The following is a 12,590-nucleotide window of genomic DNA, read 5'->3' on the forward strand; positions in this document are numbered from 1 at the left end:
TCTACTACAATTCGTCCTTGATTTGTCAAATAAAACAAGAGGCACAGCCTATCCCTTCAGCTTCCATAATTTCCTCTTTCCAGGATTGATTATTTCTCTTATTTATACCTCTTTGCATGCGCAGATAGTGTTCTTTTTTTATAGCTTCTATTCTGTCTGGACTAGATAACTGATCCAAAGTTTCGTTATCCATCCACTTATACCCATCTTTCTCATACTCCTTCGCCTTCTCAAATAACTCTCTATGGTTCTCGTATAGCCATACCCACTCAATCTTTTGCTGGTAAAAACAGAAGAAACAGCCACTTCTACTTCTTGAATAAGTTCCTTGCTTTATTTCACCATCAATTTCGACTAAATAGGTTCGTTCCTTATAGTAAGCAGGTATCCCAACCCCACTATCTTCAAGTATTTGAAAAATATCATCAAGCTTTAACACATCCTCATTTTCGACAAGCGGAAATGATTTAAGTAAACCTACCGGTCTTATCTCTCTAGTGTTTGGGTCTTCGTATCTTTTGATATAAGTGAACACGGCATGATTAAAAGTTTTGACGGACACTTCCAGCAAAGCGCTTAGCTTTTGCTTCGATGTGAACTTCATTGAGATTGGGGTTTCCAGGTAATATTGTGCTGCTTTCAATTTCTTCTGACTAGCAATTTCTCCATAGCAATCGTTAAACTTCTCCCGAGATTTATTGCTTAAGACCTCCAATGTCAGTCCTTCATCCCAAATATTCCTTCTAAAGGGAAATATCGACTGTACATTGGGCTTCTTTGATATATATCCCTCTCGATCCTCATCACCTCTTATTCCCACGTAAGATATGGTCGGTTCATCACCAATATGCTCTTCAAAAGGCTTCAACTTAAGCGACTGAGTGCACCACCTAGCTGTTGAAGAAGGTAAGAAGCCTCCGAACTTTTCCAAAAAGTGATCAAATGTACTTTCATGAGGAGTGTCAATTTTGGGCCTTACGGCAACCAGTCGCTCAATAGGTTTACCCAACGTTATATCCAGTCTATCTATTAAATCATAGGTCTCTTGCAACTCCCGACCAGTATCACATGTATAATAGTCAACATCCAGTTCGGGGTGACGGGTTTTAAGATACAGAGCAAGGGCAGCACTGTCCTTGCCACCACTAATTCCTAAAACATGTCTCACTTTAGTCTTTTTCATCAAAATACTTGTTAATAATCCTGATCAAAGCAGCCTTGTTCACATGCCTGTCATCGGTTAACTGCTTCATTAAAACTGCCTCAACGTTGTCAACCAAATCCTTTTTATCTGATGGAATAATAACCGTTTCATTCCTTTTACTTCCATCGTGATTGAAAACCTCAAATCTTATAATTTCGTCAGCTATTCTTTCTTTCTTTAAGCTATGGATATCGAGCAGTTTTTCCAAATCACCAAAATATTCCTCAATCCGAACCATAAGCAACGGTTCTTCATCGTCCTTTAACTGCTTTAAATTCCTTGATATTAGCACATCACACAAACTTTGCAACCATGAATCACGATCATCCAGAGGCGACATTAACCTATTGAAAAATGTACGGTGCTTTTGCAGTAAAAGATTTGAATCAATTTGTCCAAATCTCTTCTGAATAAGACTCTTATAATTCAAAAATCTCTTTTCCTTTATGCCCAACACATTCAACATCTTGCTTTCCACTCGATCAAGGAGGTTGCTGAAAGCTGTTCTAAGTTCAAATATAGAGGTATTTAACTCATCCAGATACGTTTGGATTATACTTTCATCACCCTTCAGATTCACACCATGAAATCCTAATGCCTTAGGAAATTGTTCAAACAAGGCTTCCTCTGGATCTTTTGCTTTTTCTATCGCTTCCCTAAAGGCGGATGTCGAAGAAGTTAATCTTCCTGTTTGTTTATTATATTGAGGCAAGTCATTATAAAACCTCATAAATTGACTAAAAATACTAATAAAGCTACTACCCTTTCCCTGCTTGTCTTCTGGCAGTGCTGCCAACTCCCTATACTTATGATATAAATCAACTTTTATGCCTTCGACATCATATGTCTTTATTAAAAAATCCTTTGGCTTTTTGTGGATCAAATCAAGCACATCCGATGTCAAGTAAGGTATATAACCTTGATTGACATGAAAAAGAGCATAATCTTCTCTTCTTATGATCAGGAAAATAGGAATCCAGAACTCAATCAATCCCTTTTTTAACTTTAATGGTGGTTCCTTTAATGCCTCATAAAGATCATTAACTGATTTTTTGTGGGCTTTAGCCTCATCCAAAAAGGATTCGCATACGTTCCATAAAGGGAGGAAAGACTTTTCAACCGGCATTCCTAACACCCAACCATTACCTTCTTTACGATGAATACCAGTGTCCTTCAAAAGGCTTTGGTATATTGTTTTTTGAGGTGGAAACTTATGAGATGGGTAATCCAAATCTTCAAGTTCACTGCTTTCAATTATATCATTAAGCAATGCTTTCCTTGCTGTCAAGATTGGACTACTAAGATGTTCCCTATTGACCATCTCATTCAAATAAACTGGAGTATTATAATAAGCCACCTCAGCTACATCTGACAACAAAGAGTTAAGATCTCTGTAAGACGAAATAGATAGGCTTTTCCCTGAATTAAACCACTGAACTTCCTCGTTACTATAAAGACTTGTGAAAATTAGTTTTCTGAGTTTTGAAACTTCATGATGCCGTTCTTCAAGTAAAATTTTTTGAGCAGTTGGATCTTCGGACAACTTTTGTACTACATAATCAATTTTGCCTATTTCAAAAAGAATTTCTCCAATGGGACTTATATTAGAATAAAGGACAAAAATCTGTCCGGGATGAGAGCTTACTGAGCATTGCTTCATTTCATTCACTAGCTCTTTGTCACCGAAAACAATGTTTATGTAGCCATCCACCTCTCCGTCAGGAACCATAACCTTCCCGTCACTTATATCCTCCCAATTGTATAAATTAAATGCAAAGAATCGTGGTGTACCTCTTAAGTACTGGATTCGTTTAGCAGGTAGAGTTGGAAACTCAAGAAAATAGTTCAGAGCTCTTTTTACATCTTCAATAGGACTGATTTTACTAGAAGCCTCAATTAACTCCTGCTCAAAATCAACATCAGTACCTTCAAGAAAGAAGATTTTATTTCGATGACTATAATACTTGATAATCTTTTGACGAATGAGCTTATCAATTAACTCGTTCGCATTTTCTATGCCCATTGCAGAATACGCATATTCCTCAAGGAAAGACTTATCTAAACGACCTAAAGGCTTACCAAAAAGATTTATCAATCCAATACATTTTAGCAAACTTGCCATTTCCTCGTACTGCCCATCATTCAATGCTTCGGCACGCTGTATTGCCGTAAATGTTGATTGCCATAGTGGTTTATGAGGATTGTTATCACGATCTTCAAGTTCACTAGACATGTATTTGATTAAATAGTCAAATACATCGGCAACATTGTAAGTTTTGTTAGATGCAGAATCAAAAAGCTGCAAAGAATCTTTCTCTCTTGAAGCCAAAAAGGTGAAAAGAGATCGCTCATTTTGCCCGTATTTCTGCAATGCCTGTGTAAGGATATTTGCCGACAAATAGTCCATAGGATAAAGCTTTGCAGCCAAGTCTTTATCCAGATTCTTCGCATGAGAAATAAGCCCTGAGTCATTTATTAGTTTAAAAAGACTAACAAAGTTCTTCTTTGAGCGAATTTTGAACCCGAATTCGCTAATTCTTCTAGACGATAAGTAAAGAAGTTGTTCGATAGGCTCGTCAAATGCAATGTCTATTAATCGTCCTTTTACTTTATCCCACTCTAATTTTTGATCTCTTGATAAGCCACGGGCATAGGCTTTAAAGTTTTTATGAAGTGTGATTACAAAGAGCGCATGCTTTTTAGGATCATTAATGTATTCCGCCAGTTGTTGTATAAAATAAAGTTCTTTATCAGGATTGTTTTTGGCTGCAAATTCAAGAAACTTCCCAAATTCATCAACTACAATAAAAAGCACCTTTACGTCCGCAACAGAATGCATGTAAATATCTTCGAGTCTTTTAAAAGTCTCATTAATATTTGCTTCCTCATCCAGCCCAATTTTTTGATTAAAGACTTTTATGAATGATTCGGACTCCCCAACAATTTTTAAAAACTCAAATTTCTTCAGTCCCTGAAACTGGCCATTCAATGGCTCAAAATAAGTAACCTCATCCTTCAAGTTCTTTTCCAAAGCCCACAAAAAGCTGGATTTACCAGTCCCATAGGAACCAATAATATTAAACGAATGATACCCCGTCTTATATGATTGAATTAACCTTCTATATACGTTTACAGAATTTGGAGTGGGTATATAATTAATGTCATGATTGACATCACGAAGTATATTTGTGGATGTCGTAAAATTATGCATAATACCTACTTAATAATTTCCATTTATCTTCATAACCATTTTTTAATTGGATTTCCTTTCGCCCAGCATCTTCTTTGTAAACAATCCACGGATATTTATCCTGAAGTAGTCCAATATGCTGTTCTAAACCCTCTCTATTACAGGCAAAACAGTCCGCCACCTGCAGTTGTATTTCGTCAAATGATATTGAAATATCTTCTGAAAGGGAAGTATCTGCGAATTGATCTAATATCGCAAACGCCATGATTTCGAATGGAATGTCTGATCTTTCAGTTATATTCAATTTATAAGGATCATCATTCCTGTATTCATGATCTTCCACCTTTTCTATAAGATTTAAGTCTATTAAGATAGCTGACAAATCATCCTCGGTCCTCTTTTTACTGCTAACAACGTAACTATTTAAGAAGACCTTGATATCATTCTGGATTGTTTTATCGGCAACAGTTAAATTGTATTTCTGTAATTCCCTCTTTATATCAAACTCGAGTTGGCGCGCCGAAAACTGAGAGTTTAAATGCTTCTTACGGAACTCCTTAAAGACCAGAGGGTAGATGGAAGCAATTCCAGAGCTAACCAAGTAATATTGAAGTAGCCATAGAGTTCCTATGTCTTCAAGAAAAGGATCCTTACCATTTTCACCGAACAAGAACTCAGCAAGGTCAGTAGTAGAATAGTCATCGTTTGTTACTGTAAATGCCTTCAGCCAATAACCAATACTAGACACCATGTTTTTTCCAACACCAAGCTTACTGGTTGCATCAACATCCGAAATTTTCCGTCCTGAAGAGATAAAATCGTATCCTTTCTTCAACCAAAAGTGTCGACAATGAAACGATTCATGTCCCGAAAACCTTAATTTCTCCATAACCTAAAATATATTTCCTTGTTTTGCGTGCAGGTTTTTGTAATATTTAAGTTTCTCCTCTGCGACTTCCAATATTTCCTCAGCACGCTGATCATTTAAGATGGAGAATAGAATCTTATCCCCCATATAGCTGATCCGTAACCTTTCTTCATTCACATTAAAAAACACTGCTAACTTAGGAATTAATTCTTCCTTAATTAGCCTTTCTCCCCTCTCATATTTACTTAATGTGGACTGATCAATATCAAGTTCAGCAGCAAGCTTCCGCAAAGGCATATCCTTTGATTCTCTGAGCTTTCTGATAAAATCTCCCAACGGCTCTTTAACTTCTAGAATCATAATTTTTGGAAAAAAATTGTCTAACGCAAGATAAGAAAAAATATTGCTACTTTATGAACCGTAACGCAAATTTACAGTGCATTTATACCGATGGAAAGTTTAGTTATCCCAAAAAACGATCAAGCGTTATTTACACTTCCAGAAGTAGAAAATGAAATTACTTATTTTTTGGATCATCTTGCTTTCGTTAAGAGATATAGTTCTCATACTATCACGGCGTACAAAACAGATTTATTACAATTTCAAAGATTCTTTAAACAAAGCCTGCTATTGGCCACTCATAGAGATGTTAGAGAATTTCTAATGTGGCTTGTGTCAAAAGGATACTCTTTAAATACGGTCAATCGAAAACTAGAAGTATTAAAATCCTTCTATAGATATTATTGGAGGCACGGCTATATTGAAGCGTCCCCTTGCTGGAAGCTCAGGCATTTTCAGTATTCCAAACGTAGGGGAAAGTTTATACCTGTGGATAATATCATAAATGTATTAGATAACATCAACCCTGGGGAGAATATAAAATTAATAAGGGATCAACTAATACTTGAACTGTTATATTACACTGGTTGCCGAGCTTCCGAAATCATAAATCTACAAAAACAGAATATAAATTATTGCAAAGGTGAAATCAAGGTAACAGGTAAAGGAAAACGTGAGCGAATAGTTTTTGTCAACTCCAAAATAATCGACCTTATAAAAACGTATCGAAGTAAATGCAAACACGGGGACAAGGGTGTGTTCCTTTTTTGCAGTGACAAGGGGCAGCAGATTTACCCCATGTTTGTATGGAGGGTTGTAAGAAAATACTTCAAGCCTGATGAGCTTAAAATAAATACATCTGCACATGTACTTCGCCACTCAATCGCAACTCACTTATATCACAACGGTACACCATTGCACAGCATCAAAAATCTTCTCGGCCACCGGTCACTGAAAACTACCGTTCTGTATCTGCATTTCGGACCAGAGCATCTAAAAAAGGTTTATACAAAAGCGCATCCAAAGGAAGTCATGTATAACAGTATTCAATGTAGCTGTGGCACTCTTAGTCAGGCTACCACGGTAGGCCTATGTGAATGAAAAAACAAACTGCCTTGACTTTTAAGAAATCAAACAATAAAAATCCACATTCACGCAGAGCATGTATGCGGAACGTCATAGGATTATCTATTCATACCTAGCTTCTCTAATACTTTTGTTTCAAAGTCTGGACAGCAAGAATGAAATTCCCAGTCCACACTGCCTGACCCTACATAACCTTGATGTTGATGAAAAGTAAATTCAGAGCTACCACCACAAGAAGTACACCTTATTCCTTTGAGTTTTGGCTTAAGGACATAATCTCGGAGTTGAGCGGCTTTTGCATTCACTGTCTTTTCGCCTGTTCTGGTATTATATTTTATCGCCATAATTTATGTGATTAATTCTAGCGGTTAATATAAGAGGCTTTTTGTTGCCTTCTTTTTGTGTTATGAGTGTTTTCTTTTTAATCTGGCAAATTTATCAAAAACATGAAACTCCCATTTGTAATTGTAATCATAGTTTTCATCGGTTGATTCAACAAAACGGTTTCGTATATCTTTTGGTAAAGAGTTAATCGCATTGTGATCTTCAAATCTTTGCAATATTCTTTTATTAAACTCCTTTATTCGCCGACCAAATATATCTTGTAAATCAAAAGACATTTTATTATTAGTAATCTTAACATACCTTGCTTTAGAATAAAACCTATAATTGCCATAAACATTTTCTAAAAGAATATCCTTGGCTGTCCTATATATTTGAGGGTAATTTTTATTATCACTCGATTTGCCAGTTCCTCCAGATATAATTAATTTACCACCGTTCCTCATAAATCTCATGCAATTTTGAAGCTCTGTCCTTAAAGACTCAATTTGAGATACTTGGGTGAAAAAATTACTAGATACCACCACGTTGAATCTATGTTTAGTCCTTTTTGTTTTTATCACAAAATCCCCCTTATAATTAAGATCTGTATAAGAATATGAATAATTAAATTTAATATCATCGAAATCATGGAAAGAACCATGGTGATATGGTACTACCCACCCTTCTGTATCAGTTGGCAATTCATGATTTGCTAGTTCAGTAAAATGGTGCAACCACTGTCTAAACCCAGAGCTTCTTTCTACATAGTCAGGGATATAATCAATATTTTTTAAATATGATATATTATGTAGCTCCCCAAACTTTCTTAATGAATAATAGCAGTCCGATAATGCGAATAATGATGGCCCTGGTCCTGTGCCAATATCTAAGGTGTTTATTGGCTTAGCACCTAAGGGTAATACTTGCTTATCTACAAGTTTTGAGAACGTTAACTGAAATCTTCGAAACCTAGGAAGGAAGTGTAAAATTCCATAAGCTGTTGCTACTGAATCTTCCTGATAATCTATTTCATCACAAAACCGTAGTACAGCATCAAACTTTGAAGCAACTTCATTTGTGAAATCAGGTTCCGTTAAACGATAATTTAACATAAAGTTTTCCAAGGCTGAAGCTAGAAGATCAAATCTTCTGTAATAAAAATTTTCTGAATCGATCCAATCACGGTAACTTTTTACATCCATATTCTTGATTACGTCTAACGCCTGGTATAAGAACCTCCTTTTTCGGACTACTTAAAAGTATTAATATCTATCCAAATTACCGGTTGGGTATTTTTGAGCTTGAAGAGAGAAATACAATTAATCAATTGGCAGAGAGCAAAAAAACCGATTATCTTTCGACAATCGGCTCTGAAGTAGTAGCCCCGGCAGGAATCGAACCTACATCTAAGCTTTAGGAAAGCCCTATTCTATCCATTGAACTACGGGGCCAAAGATTTGGGATTGCAAAAATAAAGAAAAAATGATTTAAGACAACTGTTGCGGCTTTTCAATTAGCCACAGTTGTTATTTCTTTTCCTTTTTATTCTCCTCTATTATTTTGTCATAAATTTCGTAGCACATATCCAATGTTACATGTGGATGATTGATCGATAGGGTTCTATAAAAAAGTTGTGCTGCTTCTTCTCTATTTTTCTTCTCTACTTCGGTTAGTTCTGATTTAGTCATTTCAACATTTCTTTGTTGTAACAATTCTCCCAAGGTATATAAAATACTATACAAAAACATTACATCACTGTGGGCATTTTTCCGGTTTTTAAAGAATGTTACTTAAATCCTTTAAATGTTACCATTAGCGACCAAGCACAGCTTTTAACAATCCTTTTTTCCGCTCGAGCACAATACTGTAAACACTATCCGCCTGAGTACCAGGGTTATCGAATTTAATTTCAGCTACAGCTTGCTTACGTCTCAAAACATTGAATGGTGGCCTCCCTGGCCGCTTATAATAGTAGAAGATTTCAAAATTGTGATACACCCTGTAATCCGCAATTAATGAATCAACCCCTGGTAATGTCAGGGCTTGAAAGTCCAGGTGTTTGGAGCTATATGAATATCTCGTTGCTTTAACAGGTTGTGCCTGGTTATTCAATACCACTAGAGTATCACGGCCACTGGCATGAATTTCTCCCTCGGTACTAGCGTTGATGGAAGAATAGCCTATCAGGTTCCGTTTGATGTTACCAACTTCTTCCTTAAGCATTCGTTTCAAGTCTTCATTGAGAACGTGTTTGGCATTCTCCGCTTTGATCTCCGCCATTTCCGCTCTTGCCCTATTCTTGCCAGCTTTGTCCTTCCACTGCATTACCTCAATTTCCTGCAGGTCGGCCATTTGCCGGTAATCCTCTGCCAGCCTCTTTTGAGACTGACGTGAATAAAAAAGTAGTGCTATGATGATGAGTAGTAGTATCCAATAGTACTTCCCCAACAGTTTTAATATTGCGATAGTCATGGTCAGGCAGCTTTATTTTGATCAAATATTTCCATTTTGCTACCTGCATTGAAGCGACCTTGCTGTGCTGCCACACCTTCTTCCGAAACGTGTATCAACACATCAACATCATGGGCAAACCGTTGACTACCCCGGAACACTCCTTCTTTTGTAGACTGCATGATGTACAGCCAGCCTTTTACATTGGGATAATCCTTTTTCAGACGTTCCAGGTCATCCTCATTTAAGCCGAGTTTGTGAACGCTATCCAGAATGACAAAGTCATAGTTGTTTAACCGGTCGTAGGGTATTGACTCAACAAGTTCAAGGTTTTGATGCATCGCGCCAACTCGAATAAGTCGTTCCTGGAGTATCCCTTGTCTTCCTTCTTCCTTTGCCACATATAGCACTCGTCCGTGATTTCTTGCGAGGTAGCCCGCAAACATGGCACACAGGGTACTCTTGCCACATTTCGGCTTACCGTAAATAAGCGCTGTAAATCCAGGTGTAGGATCACCAATAAAATTTTTCCATGCGCCTTTAAAACCTAACGTATTAAACCTCACTTTAACAAAATCGAGGCTGTTAATCGGGGTATCACAGGCACACGCAAGTCCCGCCAATTCCTGACCTTCGTACTGTTCGATAATTCCTCTCAATCCGGCCAATTCTGCCTGCTCAATCAACACCGGCGATCCCTCTTTGGCTTGTTTCAAATTTGTCCTGATCTTGTTGATCATTTCAAAATAAGGATCTCCTTTGACGATCTCCTGCTTCTTAAAAGCATTCTCAATTGCCTTCAACAATAGCTGCACTTTCTCGGGAGCACGCTTACCTTCCAGGCCGATATACCTCTTAATGAGCATGACTGACTTGTAAACCTTTTCTCTCTTGACAATGGCCGAAAGCTCCTCCATCCATTTGTTATCTATCTCAAGCGGCAATAGTTTGTCATCACTCATTTTATTAAACACGTTACACAGCTTTTCCTGAATCTTTATGATATGTGCAGCATACTTTGAATTCTTGCGGATCTCTTTTGCGACAATAGCTCTTTGTAGTGCCTTGATATATAATCCGATCTGGTGCTTTGATTTGGGCCTATTGAGTAGATTTAGAAACCGCTTTAAGAAATAGAAATCCTTATCTTCATGAAAGACATAGCTGATCTCTGGTCGTTCCTGTCGTGACTTCTTTGGCTTAGTCTCGTTTCCTGCCTTCTTTACTTTCTTTTTACGTGATTCCGTTGGCTTCGACTTGATCTTCTTCTTGGTACTTTGAGATTTTGGCTTCTCCTTTTCGGACAGAAACATGTTAAGTACTTTTACATGTAAGTCCGCAGTCTCCTTAAGTTCATCGTCTTCATCGTAGAACTGGATAATTTGATCAAAAACCTCATGGGACTTTTGCAGGTCCTTGGGAAGACGTTCAATTATTTCAGGAGTTACTTTTTGATGGTAATTGGATATCGTTATCATTAGTTTTTTAAGTAATGATAGTTTGAGCGCAAAACGGTGTTTTCCGGTATTCCGTGATTTGACGTGTTTACAAACCGCAATTCTACAGTCTATATCCTCGTTGATTTTAATTAGGAGAAAATAATTAAATCAACTATTTTCAAACACATATTTCAACCTTGATAAGTTAACTTATGAGTGTTACAAATACTGAAAACCTTAAAAGCAGAATAATCAAAGAGTTTGAAGAAGAGTTCTCTTTTCTAAAAGACAAGTTCGAAATTATGGATCTTTTAGGCGACAATTCGCCTATGGATTATGACACAATAGAATACCTCGCCCTTCCTTCTGCTGAACATAATATTGTCTGGCACCCTGGAGTATACGTGTTCATCGGTAACGGATGCCTATATAGAGTAGGCGTGAGTATGCGTAATAGTCGGTTTAGGGTAATGCAACACTTGGAAGCACATACAGCAAAAAATGGTCATTGCATCTGGGATATTGATAAATTTGATGACAAATCAATACTTTTATTTAATGTAAAAAACAAGGAAGATCGTCATTGGCTATTAGCCCTGGAAGCTTACTTTGAAACGAGGTTCAATCCATTGATTAAAGCAGGTAGAATTGGTTAATAATATGATTTCCTAGTAGAATGAATAATAAGGTAATACAGTTTTCTCACAATGGAAAGGAGATAAACCTTTCCAAAAGAAGTACTAATCACGGGGGTCACTACAAATTTAATTCTCCATCTGGTGGCTATCGCTTTTGGAATGATCTTGAGGTTCATAAGAGAAAATTTATGATGCATAGTGGATGGTTTTTAAAAAACCTGGGAGACACATTCTCAACGGTACCCCAACGAGCTGATCTCCTCTTTTGGGGAGAATGGGAGCCTCAATCGCGCTTCGAATTAACGGGTAATCCCTTCGATTCTAAACTGCCACATGCTATTCATTACCCTATCTTTTCACAAAGAGGGCAAGGCAGACATAATACTGATCCTTTCGTGTTTGGGGAACACTTCTATTATACGAATTGTAAACAGAAAAGAACCGGAAAGGGAAAGATGCTACTAAACCTCCAAGCCGGTTCAGTTATTTTGTTTGGTTCTGAAATGGACAAAAGACATTTTGTTCTCGATACCGTATTTGTTGTAAATAGTTCTGAAACGGTTGCTGATTATCGAAACCATAAGGAAGAATACAACGATATGCTAAGGCAAGCCACTATTGATTTAGGTAGTGGTCTAGCACCTTGGAAAAAACTTTACAAAGGAGAAATGTATGATTTCAACAGGCATTATTCGGATGACAGTCCATACATTTTTTCATTCTTCCCCTGTAAAATAGACTGCGGTAAAACCGGGTTTGAAAGACCAAAATTGGATATAACTAAATTTAAGCTTCAGAAACCTGGTGCAGGAACCGTTCTATACGCAATAGATGATGAAGCATCCAACTTCTGGCATGAATTGTTGGCATTTTTAATTAACCAAGGGTATTCACTTGGCATTAAACTGGACATGCCACAAAACAACGATGCCATTGAGTTTCCAGAGTACTTAATGAAGGATTCAAATTGTGGCATGGGCTGTTAGTAAACAAATGAGGAAAATAGAGGATACCACTTAAGCTGCTATCCCCATATATATTCAACACAAGC

The 12,590-nt window shown here is 37.1% G+C and carries 12 protein-coding genes and 1 tRNA gene; 3 read left to right on the forward strand and 10 right to left on the reverse strand.

Annotated features, from left to right (window positions below):
- Nucleotides 1-25: 25 nt before the first annotated feature.
- From C900_RS09925 to C900_RS09940, 4 genes are all read right to left on the reverse strand, one after another.
- On the reverse strand, nucleotides 26-1,183 hold the full coding sequence (locus tag C900_RS09925) for a phosphoadenosine phosphosulfate reductase family protein (protein ID WP_009579683.1): 1,158 nt from the start codon (nucleotides 1,181-1,183) through the stop codon (nucleotides 26-28).
- On the reverse strand, nucleotides 1,170-4,235 hold the full coding sequence (locus C900_RS09930; protein WP_185113968.1) for a hypothetical protein: 3,066 nt from the start codon (nucleotides 4,233-4,235) through the stop codon (nucleotides 1,170-1,172). Before C900_RS09930 ends, C900_RS09925 begins: the two co-directional genes overlap by 14 nt.
- Before the next feature lie 172 nt (nucleotides 4,236-4,407).
- Nucleotides 4,408-5,283, reverse strand: coding sequence for a DUF4007 family protein (locus tag C900_RS09935; protein WP_009579686.1), 876 nt, complete (start codon nucleotides 5,281-5,283; stop codon nucleotides 4,408-4,410).
- A 3-nt stretch (nucleotides 5,284-5,286) separates the two neighbouring features.
- On the reverse strand, nucleotides 5,287-5,622 hold the full coding sequence (locus C900_RS09940) for a helix-turn-helix domain-containing protein (RefSeq protein WP_040496373.1): 336 nt from the start codon (nucleotides 5,620-5,622) through the stop codon (nucleotides 5,287-5,289).
- Nucleotides 5,623-5,712: 90 nt separating this feature from the next.
- Here C900_RS09940 and C900_RS09945 point away from each other — a divergent pair, with 90 nt between their 5' ends.
- Nucleotides 5,713-6,702: a tyrosine-type recombinase/integrase gene (locus C900_RS09945; RefSeq protein ID WP_009579690.1), complete on the forward strand. Its 990-nt coding sequence runs from the start codon at nucleotides 5,713-5,715 to the stop codon at nucleotides 6,700-6,702.
- Between the two features lie 83 nt (nucleotides 6,703-6,785).
- On the opposite strand, the gene C900_RS09950 is transcribed toward C900_RS09945, so the two are convergent.
- The 6 genes from C900_RS09950 to C900_RS09975 form a co-directional block, all read right to left on the reverse strand.
- Entirely contained in the window at nucleotides 6,786-7,031 is a 246-nt protein-coding gene (locus C900_RS09950) for a hypothetical protein (RefSeq protein WP_009579692.1), read from the reverse strand.
- Nucleotides 7,032-7,091: 60 nt separating this feature from the next.
- A complete protein-coding gene (locus C900_RS09955; protein WP_009579694.1) occupies nucleotides 7,092-8,213 on the reverse strand; it encodes a hypothetical protein in 1,122 nt (373 codons plus the stop codon).
- A 177-nt stretch (nucleotides 8,214-8,390) separates the two neighbouring features.
- Nucleotides 8,391-8,462: transfer RNA gene (locus C900_RS09960), tRNA-Arg, on the reverse strand.
- A 75-nt stretch (nucleotides 8,463-8,537) separates the two neighbouring features.
- On the reverse strand, nucleotides 8,538-8,699 hold the full coding sequence (locus C900_RS09965) for a hypothetical protein (RefSeq protein ID WP_009579696.1): 162 nt from the start codon (nucleotides 8,697-8,699) through the stop codon (nucleotides 8,538-8,540).
- Nucleotides 8,700-8,823: 124 nt separating this feature from the next.
- Nucleotides 8,824-9,483 (reverse strand): hypothetical protein, encoded by a 660-nt coding sequence (locus C900_RS09970; RefSeq protein ID WP_009579698.1) that lies wholly within the window; start codon nucleotides 9,481-9,483, stop codon nucleotides 8,824-8,826.
- A gap of 2 nt (nucleotides 9,484-9,485) precedes the next feature.
- Nucleotides 9,486-10,940, reverse strand: coding sequence for an ATP-binding protein (locus tag C900_RS09975; protein WP_009579699.1), 1,455 nt, complete (start codon nucleotides 10,938-10,940; stop codon nucleotides 9,486-9,488).
- Nucleotides 10,941-11,113: 173 nt separating this feature from the next.
- Between C900_RS09975 and C900_RS09980 the strand changes: the two genes are divergently transcribed.
- Nucleotides 11,114-11,557, forward strand: a complete 444-nt coding sequence (locus C900_RS09980; protein ID WP_040496376.1) for a hypothetical protein — start codon at nucleotides 11,114-11,116, stop codon at nucleotides 11,555-11,557.
- 170 nt (nucleotides 11,558-11,727) lie between these two features.
- A complete protein-coding gene (locus C900_RS09985; protein ID WP_157493978.1) occupies nucleotides 11,728-12,525 on the forward strand; it encodes a hypothetical protein in 798 nt (265 codons plus the stop codon).
- Nucleotides 12,526-12,590: the final 65 nt, after the last annotated feature.

It is taken from the genome of Fulvivirga imtechensis AK7 (assembly GCF_000331535.1).
GTDB lineage: Bacteria > Bacteroidota > Bacteroidia > Cytophagales > Cyclobacteriaceae > Fulvivirga > Fulvivirga imtechensis.

Bases quoted from the DNA above. Each gene is read 5' to 3' on its own strand.
- C900_RS09945 (WP_009579690.1), top strand. From the start codon at position 5,713: ATGGAAAGTTTAGTTATCCCAAAAAACGATCAAGCGTTATTTACACTT.
- C900_RS09940 (WP_040496373.1), bottom strand. From the start codon at position 5,622: ATGATTCTAGAAGTTAAAGAGCCGTTGGGAGATTTTATCAGAAAGCTC.
- C900_RS09955 (WP_009579694.1), bottom strand. From the start codon at position 8,213: ATGGATGTAAAAAGTTACCGTGATTGGATCGATTCAGAAAATTTTTAT.
- C900_RS09975 (WP_009579699.1), bottom strand. From the start codon at position 10,940: ATGATAACGATATCCAATTACCATCAAAAAGTAACTCCTGAAATAATT.
- C900_RS09935 (WP_009579686.1), bottom strand. From the start codon at position 5,283: ATGGAGAAATTAAGGTTTTCGGGACATGAATCGTTTCATTGTCGACAC.
- C900_RS09970 (WP_009579698.1), bottom strand. From the start codon at position 9,483: ATGACTATCGCAATATTAAAACTGTTGGGGAAGTACTATTGGATACTA.
- C900_RS09965 (WP_009579696.1), bottom strand. From the start codon at position 8,699: ATGACTAAATCAGAACTAACCGAAGTAGAGAAGAAAAATAGAGAAGAA.
- C900_RS09985 (WP_157493978.1), top strand. From the start codon at position 11,728: ATGATGCATAGTGGATGGTTTTTAAAAAACCTGGGAGACACATTCTCA.
- C900_RS09950 (WP_009579692.1), bottom strand. From the start codon at position 7,031: ATGGCGATAAAATATAATACCAGAACAGGCGAAAAGACAGTGAATGCA.
- C900_RS09980 (WP_040496376.1), top strand. From the start codon at position 11,114: ATGAGTGTTACAAATACTGAAAACCTTAAAAGCAGAATAATCAAAGAG.
- C900_RS09925 (WP_009579683.1), bottom strand. From the start codon at position 1,183: ATGAAAAAGACTAAAGTGAGACATGTTTTAGGAATTAGTGGTGGCAAG.